Annotated in this window: 13 protein-coding genes; 4 read left to right on the top strand and 9 right to left on the bottom strand. The window is 74.4% G+C overall.

The window, feature by feature from the left end:
* Nucleotides 1–34: 34 nt before the first annotated feature.
* The 6 genes from ADK86_RS30120 to ADK86_RS30095 are packed head-to-tail and all read right to left on the bottom strand — an operon-like array spanning nucleotide 35 to nucleotide 6,433.
* A complete protein-coding gene (locus tag ADK86_RS30120) occupies nucleotides 35–850 on the bottom strand; it encodes a class I SAM-dependent DNA methyltransferase (RefSeq protein WP_053699457.1) in 816 nt (271 codons plus the stop codon).
* Nucleotides 847–2,097 carry an MFS transporter gene (locus ADK86_RS30115; RefSeq protein ID WP_053699456.1) on the bottom strand — a complete coding sequence of 417 codons (1,251 nt, stop codon included), beginning with the start codon at nucleotides 2,095–2,097 and terminating at the stop codon, nucleotides 847–849. Before ADK86_RS30115 ends, ADK86_RS30120 begins: the two co-directional genes overlap by 4 nt.
* Nucleotides 2,081–3,217, bottom strand: a complete 1,137-nt coding sequence (locus ADK86_RS30110; RefSeq protein WP_053699455.1) for a dipeptide epimerase — start codon at nucleotides 3,215–3,217, stop codon at nucleotides 2,081–2,083. Before ADK86_RS30110 ends, ADK86_RS30115 begins: the two co-directional genes overlap by 17 nt.
* Nucleotides 3,214–4,302 (bottom strand): PLP-dependent cysteine synthase family protein, encoded by a 1,089-nt coding sequence (locus ADK86_RS30105; protein WP_053699454.1) that lies wholly within the window; start codon nucleotides 4,300–4,302, stop codon nucleotides 3,214–3,216. The genes ADK86_RS30110 and ADK86_RS30105 overlap by 4 nt, the downstream gene beginning before the upstream one ends.
* Nucleotides 4,299–5,177 carry a Rossmann-like domain-containing protein gene (locus tag ADK86_RS30100; protein WP_053699453.1) on the bottom strand — a complete coding sequence of 293 codons (879 nt, stop codon included), beginning with the start codon at nucleotides 5,175–5,177 and terminating at the stop codon, nucleotides 4,299–4,301. The genes ADK86_RS30105 and ADK86_RS30100 overlap by 4 nt, the downstream gene beginning before the upstream one ends.
* Entirely contained in the window at nucleotides 5,174–6,433 is a 1,260-nt protein-coding gene (locus ADK86_RS30095) for an ATP-grasp domain-containing protein (protein ID WP_053699452.1), read from the bottom strand. The genes ADK86_RS30100 and ADK86_RS30095 overlap by 4 nt, the downstream gene beginning before the upstream one ends.
* Before the next feature lie 206 nt (nucleotides 6,434–6,639).
* On the opposite strand from ADK86_RS30095, the gene ADK86_RS30090 reads away from it, so the two are divergent.
* Nucleotides 6,640–8,163 (top strand): alpha/beta hydrolase, encoded by a 1,524-nt coding sequence (locus ADK86_RS30090; protein WP_053699451.1) that lies wholly within the window; start codon nucleotides 6,640–6,642, stop codon nucleotides 8,161–8,163.
* A gap of 152 nt (nucleotides 8,164–8,315) precedes the next feature.
* Entirely contained in the window at nucleotides 8,316–8,645 is a 330-nt protein-coding gene (locus ADK86_RS30085) for a putative quinol monooxygenase (RefSeq protein ID WP_030600459.1), read from the top strand.
* 84 nt (nucleotides 8,646–8,729) lie between these two features.
* Here ADK86_RS30085 and cynS read toward each other — a convergent pair whose 3' ends face one another.
* Entirely contained in the window at nucleotides 8,730–9,206 is a 477-nt protein-coding gene (cynS, locus tag ADK86_RS30080) for a cyanase (RefSeq protein ID WP_053699450.1), read from the bottom strand.
* A 25-nt stretch (nucleotides 9,207–9,231) separates the two neighbouring features.
* The gene (locus ADK86_RS30075) at nucleotides 9,232–9,840 is read right to left on the bottom strand and encodes a carbonic anhydrase (RefSeq protein WP_053699449.1); all 609 of its coding nucleotides are present in this window, start codon (nucleotides 9,838–9,840) and stop codon (nucleotides 9,232–9,234) included.
* 145 nt (nucleotides 9,841–9,985) lie between these two features.
* On the opposite strand from ADK86_RS30075, the gene cynR reads away from it, so the two are divergent.
* The gene (gene cynR, locus ADK86_RS30070; protein WP_053699448.1) at nucleotides 9,986–10,885 is read left to right on the top strand and encodes a transcriptional regulator CynR; all 900 of its coding nucleotides are present in this window, start codon (nucleotides 9,986–9,988) and stop codon (nucleotides 10,883–10,885) included.
* A gap of 28 nt (nucleotides 10,886–10,913) precedes the next feature.
* Here cynR and ADK86_RS30065 read toward each other — a convergent pair whose 3' ends face one another.
* Nucleotides 10,914–12,098, bottom strand: a complete 1,185-nt coding sequence (locus tag ADK86_RS30065; protein ID WP_199834501.1) for a serine hydrolase domain-containing protein — start codon at nucleotides 12,096–12,098, stop codon at nucleotides 10,914–10,916.
* Nucleotides 12,099–12,305: 207 nt separating this feature from the next.
* On the opposite strand from ADK86_RS30065, the gene ADK86_RS30060 reads away from it, so the two are divergent.
* On the top strand, nucleotides 12,306–13,475 hold a 1,170-nt coding region (locus ADK86_RS30060; protein WP_053699447.1), incomplete at its 3' end, for an SDR family oxidoreductase.

The raw sequence follows: 13,475 nt of genomic DNA, 5'->3' as shown, positions 1-13,475 counted from the left end.
CACGCCTCACAGAGAGTGGGTGGTCAAGAGGAGTTCAGCCGTCGCCCAAGCGGGCCACGAGATGCAGCCGGTCACCATCGGCAGCACCCCCTGGGGCCACGGCCGAACCAGCCCGCCAAGGCGGCTCTGTACGCGGCCCCGGCCCGTCGTGCAGGTCCAGCACCGTGAAGCCGTGCGCGGCGAGTGCGTACCTCAGTTCTTGGGGGAACAGCAGCCGCCACGCGGAGTGCTGTTCGACGGGCGGTGAGCCGTCCTCGGTGCTCCACACCCTCCGTCGGCGCAACAGCTGGGCTGCCCGGTCGACGGTGAGCGTGGTGACGGACCGGTAGACGGTGCCCTCCCACGCGAAGCCGCGGATCTGCGGTGCGTCCAGGAGCTCTGTACGGCCGAGGAAGAACGCTCCGTTACGCATCTCTGCCACCAGCAGTCCGCCCGGCCTCAGCGCGCGGCGGCAGGAGTCCAGAAGGCCGTCCAGTTCATGGTTGGTGTGGCAGTACAGCAGCGCGCTGTCCAGGCAGACGATCGCGTCGAAGGGCTGTGCCGCGAGATCCGTAAGACGGAACCGGCGCAGGTCGGCCCGTACGTAGCGGGGTCCGGGGTGGTGGGTACGGGCGTGCGCGAGCATCGCGTCCGAGAGGTCGGCGCCGACGACCGTACGGCCCGTGGCGTGCAGGTGGGCGGCGTCGCGCCCCGTACCGCAGCCGAGGTCGAGGACGTGCGGTCCGGCGCCGTGCGTGCGCAGTACCTCCTCGGTCCAGCGGGCGGCGAGCCGGTCCGGGTCGGGAAAGCGGGCCTCATACAGGGCGGGGTTGTCGGTCAGCAGATTCCGGGCGGTGGCGTGGTCGCTCATGCCGTCACCGCCACGGCCCGTACGGGCAGGGCGCGCAGCCGGTGCAGCCAGCCGACGCCTGCCGCCGAGGCGAGGCCGAAGGCGAGGCAGCACGCCCAGGGCAGCCATGGGGCGCCGTGGGCGCCCGCGTCCATGGCCCAGCCGACGACGGTGTTGCCGACGGCGGCGGCGATGCCGGAGACGACGTAGAAGATCCCGAAGTAGGTGCCGGTGAGTTCGGCGCGGCCGAACTCCGGTATCAGCTCCATGACGAACGGCTGGGCGATCATGACACCGACGTACAGGAGCAGCGCCCCGGCGAGGACGGGTACGAGGGCGAGCACGGCCCGGCCGACGCCGCCGCCCGTTCCGGACGCCCCGGCGACGGCCATCGGCGGGACGAATGCCGCGCCCATCAGCGCCAGGCCGATGGCCACCCACCGCGCCCGCGTACCGCGCTCCTTGAGGGAGCGGGTGATGCGCATCTGGAGAGTGAGGTTGGCCAGTGTGCCGACGAGGAAGACGATGCCGGCCGCGCCGTCCCAGCCGGTGGCCCGCCGGGCGCCGTCCGGGAGCAGCAGGTAGAGCTGGTTCTCCATGGTGAACATGCCGACCATGGCGAGGGAGAAGGCCAGGAAGGCCCGGTTGGCGAGGACTTCGCGCCAGTCGCCGAGCACGCTGCCCTTGGAGGCGGGCACTGCGCGGGCGGGCAGTACGGCGGCCTGGGCGGCGGTGAGCAGGGCGAAGATCGCGGCGGCGGTGAGGGCGGAGGCGCGGAAGTCGACGAGCAGCAGTGCGCTGCCGATCAGCGGCCCGACCAGGGCGCCGGTCGTCGCGAAGATGTTGAACAGGGCGAACGCCTCGGCCTTGCGGTCGCCCGCCTCGGCCGCGAGATAGGCCCGTACGGCCGGGTTGAAAAGGGCCCCGGCGAGCCCGCTGAGTATGGAGGCGGCCAGCAGGACGGGCAGTCCGTCGCCGAGCGCGAACAGCGCGAAGCCGACGGTCCGCAGCGCGCAGCCCGCGATGATCACGCCGCGGGCGCCGAGCCGGTCGGCGGCCGAGCCGCCCAGGATGAACAGGCCCTGCTGGCTGAGGTTGCGTACGCCCAGCACGATGCCGACCACGGCGGCGGACATCCCCAGGTCTTCGCCGAGGTGGGTGGCGAGGTACGGGATGAGCAGGTAGAAGCCGATGTTCACGCCGAGCTGGTTGACCAGCAGGAGCCGGATGGCGAGCGGGAAGGCCCGCATCTCACTCCATGTCTTCACGGTGGTGCCTTTCCTTCTGTGCTGCGAGCTGTGCTGCGAGCCGTGCTGTGGGCGGCGCTGCCGCGGTCCGTTCCGCGCGCGGGGGCACCGGCCGTACGCCCAGCCCGGCGCCCGTTCCGGCGCGTACGGTCCCGTCGGTGCCGCCGATGCCGGTCCAGGGGTCGTCCGCGAGCAGCAGGTGCCCGTCGAGGTCGGTCCAGCGGGCCCGGTCGGCGAGGTGGACGGCGGGGGCGATGCCGAGGGTGCCGGCGGTCAAACAGCCGAGCATGAGGCGGGTGCCGCTGCCCGCGATCAGTTCCTCGATGCGCAGGGCCGCGTGGACGCCGCCGCACTTGGCGAGTTTGACGTTGACGCCCTGGACGCGTCCGGCCAGCCGCTCGACGTCGGCGAAGGACACGGCGTCCTCGTCGGCGATGACGGGCAGCGGGGAGCGCGCGGCGAGGCGGGCGAGCGCTTCGGGGTCGCCGGGCGCCGTCGGTTGCTCTACGGCCTCGACGCCGAGTTCGGCGAAGCGCGGCAGCAGCCGTCCGGCCAGCTGCGGCGTCCAGGCGCCGTTGGGGTCGAGCAGCAGCGCGGCGGTGGGTGCGGCGTCCCGTACGGCGCGTACGCGGGCGAGGTCGTCCTCGGGGTCCGCCGTACCGGCCTTGATCTTGAGGACGGTGAAGCCGCTTTCGGCCAGGCAGCGGGCCTGGGTCCGGGCCCGTTCCGTGGACACGATGCCGATGGTGCGGGCGGTGGCGGCGACGGGCCGCCGCTCGGTGCCGAGCAGCCGGTGGACCGGCCTTCCGGCGCGCTTGCCGACAAGGTCGAGCAGGGCCGATTCGACGGCGGCGGTGACGGCGGGCGGTGTCTCCGGCGCGGGCAGATCGCCTTCGCGCAGGGCGTCCAGGGCGCTTTCGGGGTCGGGGAAGCGGCCGAGTTCGACGGCGGCGCCGGCCAGCAGGCGGCTCAGGGTGCCGGTGTCGAGGCCGTAGTACACGCTGGTGACGGCTTCGCCGTGGCCGCGCAGCCCGCGGTGTTCCACGGACAGCCAGACGGCGTCCCGTTCGGCCGTCACCGAGCGCGAGATGCGCAGCGGTTCGGCGAGCCGTAGCCGTACGACGCGCAGGGTGCCCTTCATGCGACGCCCTCCCCTACGGCTGCTGCCTTCGGGTCGACGACGGTGGTGCACCGTGCCCAGCCGGTGGCTTCGGCCGCCGTGGGGTGCGGCAGCTCCACCGGGCGGGTGGCGACGGTCTGCCCGTCCAGGCCGTGGGCCGCGGCGAAGTCCTCGTCGTAGACGGTGCCGAGGTAGCGGTGCAGGCCGTCGGGGAAGACGGTGGCGACGACGGCGCCCGGGTGTACGCGGGCCGCCCAGGCGGCGACCAGCGCGACGGCGCCGGTGCTCCAGCCGCCGCTGACGAAGCTGCCACGGGCCAGCCGCCGGCAGGCGTCGGCGGCTTCGGCGGGCCCCACCCAGTGCACCTCGTCGAAGGCCCCGTAGGCGACGTTGCGCGGGTGGATGCTGCTGCCGAGGCCGCGCATCAGGCGCGGCCGGGCGGGCTGGCCGAAGATGGTCGAGCCGGTGGCGTCCACGCCGATCAGGCGCAGCGCGGGCCAGTGGCGGCGCAGCGGGCCGATGATCCCGGAGCTGTGGCCGCCGGTGCCGACGCTGCACACGAGCACGTCGAGGTGGTCGAGGGAGGCGGCCATCTCGGCGGCGAGGGAGGCGTAGCCCGCCGCATTGTCGGGGTTGTTGTACTGGTCGGGCCAGTACGCGTGGGGCAGCAGGGCGCGCAGTTCGCGCAGCCGGGCGAGGCGGGCCGCCTGCCAGCCGCCTTCCGGCGCGGGCCGGTCGACGATCTCCAGCCGGGCGCCGTAGGCCCGCAGCAACTGGCGCATGGACGGCTCCAGTTCACTGTCGCAGACCAGGATCACGTCGTGGCCGAGGGCCTGCCCTGCGAAGGCCAGGCCGATGCCGAGGGTGCCGGAAGTGGATTCCACGACCGGCGCGCCGGGCCGCAGTTCGCCCCGTTCGCGGGCGCCGAGCAGCATGGAGACGGCGGCGCGCGCCTTCATGCCGCCCGCGCCGAGCCCTTCGAGCTTGGCCCAGAAGCCGGGGTGCGGGCAGGGCAGGTCGCCGGTGATACGGGCCAGGGGCGTACGGCCGACGAGGGCGAGGAGTTCCCGGTTGGCGGCGGGCGCGCCCAGGACTGCGGCGGTCATCGGATGCCTCCCTGTGCCGACAGGGCGTAGCCGCCGTCGCCGGTGTAGCGGTGGACGACGCCGGGCCCGCCGTCGAGCCAGAAGAACGGATACGGCTCGGCGCACACGGCGCTCACCCCGGCGCCCAGGAGGCGGGGCAGTACGGCGCTGCCGGTCTGCGCGAACATCACCAGCGGCTTGGCGTGCCGCGCGCAGTGGACGCGCAGCGGCTCGAAGCTGCCGTTGCCGAGCGTCATGCCGGAGGCCAGTACGGCGTCGCAGCGGTCGAGTTCGGCGAGCGCGTCGGTACGGATCGGCTCGCCCCACTCCGTACGGCCGCCCTTGAGATCGCACGGTACGCAGACCAGTCCGCGGGCGCGCAGCGCCTCCAGCAGCGAGTTGACGACGCCGACGACCAGGACGGTACGGCCGGGCGCGACGGGGAGCAGCCCGGCGACGCCGCGGGCGCGGGCCCGGGATTTGGCGAGCGAGTCGCCGGCGGGCAGCTCCCAGGGCTGGGCGCCGTTGGCGGGGGTGTGCGGCAGGGCGTGCATCAGGTACGCGTCCAGGGCGGCGACCCGTACCGGTGCCAGCGGATGGTCGAGGAGGGTGGCGATATCGGCGCCCACGCAGTCGTCGATCGCGGCGGCGGGCAGCGCGCCGGGCTCCACGGCGCAGGAGCCCACCGCGCTGCCGAGGCGCAGGCTGAGCACTTCGTTGCGGTAGCCGCCGCTGCGCCCCTCGTGGCGTACGGCCTGGCTGGTGGTGAAGGCCACCGCGATCTTCTGCGTACGGGGGTCGGGCCCCAGCTCGCCGGCCCGTACGCGGCGTACCAGGTCCGAAAGGTCGGCCGCGGCGGGCCGCACGGTCACCGCCCCCTGTCCCACCGGGCTCATCGCTCGTCCACCACCCGCGGACACAGACCGGCCAGCAGCTCTTCGACGCGGGCACGCGCGCCCGCCCCTTCGCTGTCGGCGGCCATGACGTGGCCGAGGTATCCGTTGTTGCTGCCGGTCTCCTTCACGGCCTTGCCGGGCGCGGCGAGCTGGACCTCCAGCACGCCGGACCGCCCGTCGAGCCCGTCGGCACCGGTTATCTCCCGCAGCACTCCGGTGCGTTCGGGGACGAGGAAGCCGATGGCGGCGCTGCGCAGCCCGGTCTCGCGCGGTACGAGGTCCGGCTCGCGGCCGAGCGCCACCTCCACGAAGGCGGCGGCCAGGTCGATGCCGGTGACGTGGCGGACCAGCTCGGTGATGCGGTTGCCGGCGGGCCGCGGGTTGACCTCGACCACGCGCGGCCCGGCCGCGGTGAGCTTGATCTCGGTGTGCGCGACGACCTGGTCCAGGCCGAGCGCCTTGAGTGCGGCGCGGGCGGTGTCCGCCGCCGCTTCCGCGTCGGCGGTGGTCAGCGCGGCGGGGAACATGTGCCCCGTCTCCACGAACGCCGGGGCGCCGCCCACGCTCTTGTCGGTCACCCCGACGACGTGCACGGCACCGCCGTACGACACGGTCTCGACGCTGACCTCGGGCCCGTCGAGCAGCTCTTCCAGCAGGACGACGGGGGCGCGGAGCTGCCCGCGCGCGTTGACGGGGAAGGCGGCCAGCTCGCGGTGCGCGCGGGCCAGTTCCGCCTCGTCGTCCACCCGCCGTACGTACATCCCGGCGCACAGGTCCACCGGCTTGAGCACCAGCGGGAAGCCGATCTCCCGCGCCGCCTCGGCGGTCCGCGCCCAGTCGCCGCAGACCGCGAACCTGGGGCCCGGCACACCAGCCGCGTCCAGTGCGCGCCGGGTGGCGTCCTTGCGGCAGGCGGCCTCCACGGCGTCCGGCGCGGGCCCCGGCAGGCCGAGGCGGGCGGCGATGCGCGCCACGGCAGGCAGGTAGTAGTCGCACGAGCTGAGGACGCCGTCGAAGCCGATCGCCGCGTGCAGGCGTTCGGCGTACGGCAGCAGGGCGTCGGTGTCGTTGGTGTCGGCGGTGATCACGTTGCGGGCCGCGAGCAGCGGGTGGGCGGTGCCCTCCGGGGCGGACCGCAGGTAGTGGTGCAGGTCGCGGGTGAGGAAGGTGAAGTCGTGTCCGGCCTCGCGGAGGGCCCGGGGCAGCAGCCTGCCCATCGACCCGACCCAGCTCTCGACCATCAGCAGATGCGCCACAACTCTCCTTCTGCGCAGGTGGTTTCGCTTCCGGGCACGCCGCGGGGAGGCCCCCGGCGGCCGTGGTGCGGTGTTGACCGAACGCGATGCTAACGCTAATGATTTTCATTGTCATCTCGTGGGTGCATCTTTCTTGCCATTCCGTCCCCTCTCCTCGCCCGCGACGCCCGCCCGCGCCCTCCGCGCTGTCCCGAACTGCGAGCCCCATGCCTCACGCCCCGCGGCGCACCGCCCTGCTCTGCGCGCTCCTGACGAGCGCCGTACCGCTGTCCACCGCCACGGCCGCCGAGCCCCGCGACGGCGCTCCCGCCCCGTCCCTGCGCTTCGGCGCCTGCCCGGCATCCGTCCCCGCCCCTCCCCCGCCGGAACGTGTCGAGTGCGGCACGATGAGCGTGCCGCTGGATCACTCGCGGCCGGACGGCACGCGCATACGGATAGCCGTCTCCCGCGTCCGCGCCTCGGGGACGCCCGCCGAGCGGCGCGGGGTCCTGCTGGTCAATCCCGGCGGTCCGGGCGGCTCCGGACTTCCGTACGCGGTCACCAAGCGCGCCAAGCTGCCGGACGCGGTGCGCCGCGCCTACGACGTCATCGGCTTCGACCCGCGCGGCACCGGGCACAGCGCCCCCGCCGACTGCGGGGCGATGGGCGGGCTCTTCGACGCGCCCGGTACCGGCGCCGTGCCGCTCGATCCCGTACCGCGCGACCGGCCCGGTGAGCGCGCCTATCTGGACTCCCAGCGGCGGCTGGCCGCCGACTGCGCGGCGGGCATGAGCGCCGCCCTCCCCCACCTCTCCACCAGCGAGACAGCACGGGACATGGACGCCGTCCGCGCCGCGCTCGGTGAGCGGCGCATCAGCTATCTGGGCGTCTCGTACGGCACGTATCTGGGCGCCGCCTATGCAGCCCAATTCCCGCACCGGGTCGACCGGTTGGTGCTGGACAGTGTGGTCGGGCCGGAGGACTGGCACGACTTCGACGTGCGGCAGGCGTTCGCGTTGCTGCGCCAGCGCGAAGTGCTCTTCGACTGGCTGGCGCGGCACGCTTCCCGGTTCGGGCTCGGCGGTACGGCGGGCGAGGTCGGCGCCGCGTACCGGCGGGTGCGGGGCGGGCTGGCGGCGCGGCCGGTCGCCGGGTTCGGTGCCGCGGCCTTCGACCGGGCCGTCTACCGGGCCCTGGGGCGTACGGAACGGTGGACCGCCCTCGGCGACGGGCTGCGCGCCTACCTGGACGAGGGGAGCGTCGACCGGCTGCGGCCCGCCGCGCCCTTCGACGGGGCCGAGTCACGTACGTACGAGGCCGCCAACCGGGTCGTGAAGTGCGCCGACGGGCCGGGGCCCGCGCCGGGGCGGGTCCTCGCCGACATCCGGCGGCTGCGGGGCGCGGCCCCGCAGCCCGTACTGACCGGCCTGGAGGCTGCCGCCTGCGCGTACTGGCACGTCCGCCCGGCGGAGCGCACCCGGCTCGGCAGCCCCGCGGCGCCGCCGGCGCTGCTGGTGGCCTCCGCGCACGACCCCGTGACGCCGCTCGCCGGTGCCCGGGCCCTCGGCCGCGTCCTGCCCGGTTCGCGGCTGGTCACCCTGCACGACGACTACTCGCACGGCGTCTTCGCGAGCCGCGGCAACCGCTGCGTGGATGCCGCGGTCGGCGCGTATCTCGTGGGCGGTGCTGTCCCGGCGCGGGATGTGCACTGCGACGGGCCGGGGCTGCCGGAGCCGTCCCCGCGCGCCTGACGGCGCCGGGCGGCGGATTTTCCGGGAGGGCCGGAAAGCGCGGCGATCCTTCTTCGGCGGGCGGGCGGGTGCGCCCACCATGGGGACGACGCGGGCGGCAGCCCGCCCGGCCGCGCAGGCGCGAGCCGGTCCGTACCACCGCAGGAGCCAGCATGATCTTCATCGTCGTCAAGTTCACCGTCCGGCCCGAGTACCAGGACTCGTGGCTGTCGCTGGTGGACGACTTCACGCAGGCCACCCGGCAGGAGCCGGGCAACCTGTTCTTCGAGTGGTCGACCAGCGTCGACAACCCGCGCGAGTTCGTGCTGGTCGAGGGCTTCGCCGACCGCGAGGCCGGGGACGAGCACGTGAACTCCGCGCACTTCAAGGCGGGCCTGGAGACCATGGCCGGGGCCATCGAGAGCACCCCGCAGATCATCAGCAGCGAGATCGACGCCGAGGGCTGGGCGCCCATGGGTGAGCTGTCGCCGCGCGAGGCGTGAGCGGCCGGGGCGCGGCGCCCCGGGGCCGCCGGCCCGTCCGCCCGGCCGCGCGGGGCGCCCTGCCCGCGCGGCCGGGACACGGGATCAGAAGGGCGTGGCCGGGAGGTACTTGCCGTCCAGGGTGATCACCGCGCGGGAGCCGCCCTCCGGGTCCTCGACCTTCCGTATGTCCAGCCGGAAGTTGACGGCGCTGATGATGCCGTCGCCGAACTGCTCGTGGATCAGGGCCTTGAGGGTCGTGCCGTAGACCTGGAGCATCTCGTGGAAGCGGTAGAGGGTCGGGTCGGTGGGGACGCCCTCCGGGATGCCGCCGCGCAGCGGGATCGTGCGCAGCAGGCGCTCCGCCGCCTCGTCCAGGTCCAGCCGTGCGGCGACGGTACGGGCGGCGTCGGCGGGCAGGGCGTGCTGGCCGAGGAGCGCGGCGGTGACGAAGACGGTGGACAGGCCGGTGCCGTCGGCCAGCTGCTCCCAGGTGAGGTCCTTGCGGATCTTGGCCTCGACGACGGTCCGCGCCAGGTCCTGGCGGGCCTGCGGGTCGAGCTGTGCGTGGGTGGGGGACACGGGGGGAGTCCTTTCGGGACGGGGCTCAGGAGAGCGGGGTGAAGGTGGCGCCGCGCGGGTCGAGGACATCGACGGCTCCGGTACGGATGTCGTGGGTCCAGCCGTGCAGCGTGACCGCGTCCCGCGCGAGGGCGCGGGCCACGGACGGGTGGGTGGCGAGGCGGGCGAGCTGGGTGGCGACGTTGTCGCGGACCAGGGCTTCGACCCGGGCCTCGGTGCCGGCGGCCGGGCGGGCGGGGTCCGCGGGAGGTCCGGCCGCGTCCAGCCAGCCGGCCAGGGCGGGCAGGCCGGTCAGGTCCTCGCCGGTGACCAGGGCCGTCATCGCGCCGCAGCCGGAGTGGCCGCACACGATCACGTCGGTGACGCCGAGCGTGGTGAGCGCGTACTCGATGGTGGCGGTCACCGCGTCGGGCCGCGGGCCGTATGCCGGGACGAGGTTGCCGGCCGTACGGATCACGAACAGCTCGCCCGGCTCGGACTGGGTGAGCAGTTCGGGGATCACCCGGGCGTCGGAGCAGCCGATGAACAGGGCGCCCGGCCGGTGGATGGTGGCGAGCCGTTCGAACAGGGCCGCCCGGGCGGGGTGGACCTCGCGCTGGAAGCGCAGGACGCCGGCGGTGAGCTGAGGGTGCACGGACACTCCTTGCTGGGGGACCTCGGCCGGGAAGCCGCTGGATCCACCATGCGTGAGCTGGGGCTATAGCGTCCAAGACGTACAACTCATGGCGGCTATCGGTGTCGCCTATACCCGCTCGTCATGACTGCTTATCGTGGCAGGCATGGCCTTGGAATTGCGTCATCTGCGCTATCTGCTCGCCGTGGCCGAGCACGGAAACTTCACCCGGGCGGCCGAAGCCCTGCACGTTTCGCAGCCGACGCTCTCCCAGCAGGTCCGGCAACTGGAGCGGGCCCTGAAGGCGCAGCTGCTGGACCGCACGGGCCGCACCGTGCGGCTGACCGACGCCGGGCAGGCGTACGCCCACTACGCGCGCGGTGCGCTGCGCGACCTGGAGGCGGCCGAGCGCGCCGTGCTGGACGTCCGGGACCTCTCGCGCGGGACGCTGCGCCTGGCCACCACCCCGACCTTCACCGCCTATCTCGTCGGCCCACTGGCCGGTGCGTTCCACACCCGCCACCCCGGCATCTCGCTCACGCTGCGGGAGCTGCCGCAGGAGCGCATGGAGGCCGCACTGCTGGCCGACGAGCTGGATCTGGGCATCGCCTTCAGCGGGCCGCACCTGCCGGGCATCACCGGCACCGCGCTGTTCACCGAGACGCTCGGGCTGGTCGTCGGCCCGGCCCATCCGTACGCGGACCGCACCGCGCCGCTGCCCGTACGCTCGCTGCGCGACCACCAACTCGCGCTGCTGAGCGCGGACTTCGCCACCCGGCTGCACATCGACGCGTACTTCGGCGAGCACGGGGTGCGGCCCGGCATCGCCGTGGAGGCGAACTCCATCACCACCCTGACCGAACTCGTCCGGCGCACCTCCTTGGCCACCGTCCTCCCGGACGCCATCACCCGCGAACAGCCCGCGCTGCACCCCGTCGCCCTCTGCCCCGCGCTGCCCGCCCGCACGGTGACCCTGCTGCGCCGCGAGAGCGCCTACCGCAGCGCCGCCGCCGACGCCTTCTCGGAGCTCGCCCGGGAGTGGGGGCGGGAGTACGGGCAGGAGTAGCGGCTCCGCGCGGTCCGGGCCGGGCGGTTCACCTCGATATGCCGCACAGGGCGTGGTCGATGAGGGTGTGCATGGCCCGGAGCTGGCGTACGGCGGTGTCCTGGTCGGCCGGGCGGCTGTGCAGGGAGACGGTGACGGAGCGGCGGCCGTCGGGGGCGGCGGCCGGCTGGAGGACATAGCCGATGCCGCTGCCGCCGTGGCCCCAGTACGTGCCGCCGCAGGACAGCGGGACGTTGAAGAGGCCGAGGCCCGCGCGGGTCCCCGGTATGTCGCCGGGCGCTTGCGGCACTGCCACGGTGCGGCGCATCTCGGCCTGTTCGGCGGGCTTGAGCAGGTGCCCGGTGTTCAGCGCGGTGAAGAACCGGTCGAGGTCGGCGGCCTTGCTGATCATGGCGCCGTCGGCTCCGGTGTCGTAGGGCAGATACGGCGCGGTGGTGTCGGCGTAGGGTCCGCCGGGCTCGAACTGCTGGTATTCGGTGGCGTGCGGGTGCGGGAAGCGCGGGCGGCCCTCGGGTGCGCGGGTGTCCTTCAGGCGGAGCGGCCGCAGGATGCGCTGTTCGACCTCCGCCTGCCAGGTGTGGCCGGTGACGGCCCGCACGATCATGCCCGCCAGGACGTAGTTGGTGTTCGAGTAGCCGTGGCGGGTGCCGGGGCGGAACGCGGGGCGGTGCTTCATGGCCAGGGCGACCAGCCGCTCCGGCGAGTAGAAGTGGTTGCGCTTGGCCTCGTACTCGCGGCGGTCGCGCGGCATCACGTCGGCGGCGTAGTCGGGCAGCCCGCTGGTGTGGCCGAGCAGCCGGCGCACGGTGACGGTGCGGCCGTCGTTGCCGTTGCCGGTGACCGTGCCGGGCAGCCACCGCTCCACGGTGTCGTCGAGCCGGAGCCTGCCCTCGCCGACGAGCTGGAGGAGGACGGTGGCGACGAAGGACTTGGTCGTACTGCCGATACGGAGAAATCCCCCGCGGGGCACGGGCCGGCCGGTCGCGAGGTCGCCGGTGCCGCTGGTGACCTCGCGGACGCCGTCCGGGGTGCGCAGGCGTACGGCGACACCGGTGACGCCGGCGTCGCGCAGGGCGTCGGCGTCCTGCTGGAGCCGGTCGGCGCGGGCGTGCCCGGCGGCGGTGGCCGGGCCCGGCAGCACGGCGAGCAGCGTGCCGAGGGCGGCCAGTGCGGCGATGCCGGTGCCGCGTGCGCGGCGCAAGTGGCGTCTCATGCGGCGATGGTCGCGCGGCGCGGCGGGCTTGGGCCATCCGGCCGGCCCCCGTTCCGGTGGTGGGGTGAACCGCAGTCGGCGGGCGGCACGGATCACCGGTACGGGTACGGGTACCGGTACGGGGCGACGGGGACCGGCACGGGCTGCTCCGTACCGACCGCAGGGTACGGGCCGCCACGGACCGGTACGGCGACAGGGAGGCGCGGCATGGAACGGGTTCTGGTGACCGGGGCCACCGGGTACATCGGCGGGCGGCTGGTGCCGGAGCTGCTGGCGGCGGGGTACGCGGTGCGGTGCCTGGCCCGTACGCCGGGCAAGCTGCGGGACCACCCGTGGGCCGGCCGGGTGGAGACGGTGCAGGGCGATGTCACGGACCCGCGGTCGCTCGGCGAGGCACTGGAAGGGGTCGCGGTCGCGTACTACCTCGTGCACGCGCTGGGCACCGGCAAGAACTTCGAGGAGACCGACCGCCGCGCGGCCCGCACCTTCGCCGCGTGCGCACGCGAGGCGGGCGTGCGGCGGATCGTCTACCTGGGCGGCCCGGTGCCGGAGGGCGCCGACGAGCGGACTCTGTCGCCGCACCTGCGGTCCCGCAGCGAGGTGGGCCGGATCCTGCTGGAGTCGGGCGTGCCGACCGCGGTGCTGCGGGCCGCGGTCATCATGGGGTCGGGTTCGGCGTCCTTCGAGATGCTGCGGTACCTGACCGAGCGGCTGCCGGTGATGGTCACACCGAGCTGGGTGCGCACCTGCATCCAGCCGATCGCCGTACGGGACGTCCTGCACTACCTGGTGGGCTGCGCCGGGCTGCCGGACGGGGTGAACCGGGGCTTCGACATCGGCGGCCCCGACGTCCTGACGTACCGGCAGATGATGCAGCGCTACGCGCGCGTCGCCGCGCTCCCCCGCCGCCTGATCCTCGCGGTGCCGGTGCTGACACCGGGCCTGTCCAGCCAGTGGGTGGGGCTGGTGACGCCGGTACCGGCGTCCATCGCCCGCCCGCTGGCGGAGTCGCTGCGCCACGAGGCCGTCGTCAAGGAGCACGACATCGCGCGGTTCGTACCGGACCCGCCGGACGGGCGGACCGGCTTCGACCGGGCGGTGGAGCTGGCGCTGCGGCGCGTGCGGGAAGCGCGGGTGGACACCCGCTGGTCGTCGGCCTCGGTGCCCGGCGCCCCCAGCGACCCGCTGCCGACCGACCCGGACTGGGCGGGCGGCAGCCTCTACACCGACCGCAGGCAGCGCACGGTGGACGCGCCGCCCGAAGCCCTGTGGGAGGTCATCGAGGGCATCGGCGGCGAGAACGGCTGGTACTCCTTCCCGCTCGCCTGGGCCCTGCGCGGCTGGCTGGACCGGCTGTCGGGCGGTGTGGGGCTGCGC

It is taken from the genome of Streptomyces sp. NRRL F-5755 (assembly GCF_001279365.1).
GTDB lineage: Bacteria > Actinomycetota > Actinomycetes > Streptomycetales > Streptomycetaceae > Streptomyces > Streptomyces rimosus.
Note: the sequence above shows the minus strand (reverse complement) of the source record. Positions and strands in the feature narration are given on the sequence as shown.

Excerpts from the sequence above, each read along its gene's own strand:
- ADK86_RS30120 (WP_053699457.1), bottom strand. The coding sequence starts at position 850 with ATGAGCGACCACGCCACCGCCCGGAATCTGCTGACCGACAACCCCGCC.
- ADK86_RS30110 (WP_053699455.1), bottom strand. The coding sequence starts at position 3,217 with ATGAAGGGCACCCTGCGCGTCGTACGGCTACGGCTCGCCGAACCGCTG.
- ADK86_RS30105 (WP_053699454.1), bottom strand. The coding sequence starts at position 4,302 with ATGACCGCCGCAGTCCTGGGCGCGCCCGCCGCCAACCGGGAACTCCTC.
- ADK86_RS30100 (WP_053699453.1), bottom strand. The coding sequence starts at position 5,177 with ATGAGCCCGGTGGGACAGGGGGCGGTGACCGTGCGGCCCGCCGCGGCC.
- ADK86_RS30090 (WP_053699451.1), top strand. The coding sequence starts at position 6,640 with ATGCCTCACGCCCCGCGGCGCACCGCCCTGCTCTGCGCGCTCCTGACG.
- ADK86_RS30085 (WP_030600459.1), top strand. The coding sequence starts at position 8,316 with ATGATCTTCATCGTCGTCAAGTTCACCGTCCGGCCCGAGTACCAGGAC.
- cynR (WP_053699448.1), top strand. The coding sequence starts at position 9,986 with ATGGCCTTGGAATTGCGTCATCTGCGCTATCTGCTCGCCGTGGCCGAG.
- ADK86_RS30065 (WP_199834501.1), bottom strand. The coding sequence starts at position 12,098 with ATGAGACGCCACTTGCGCCGCGCACGCGGCACCGGCATCGCCGCACTG.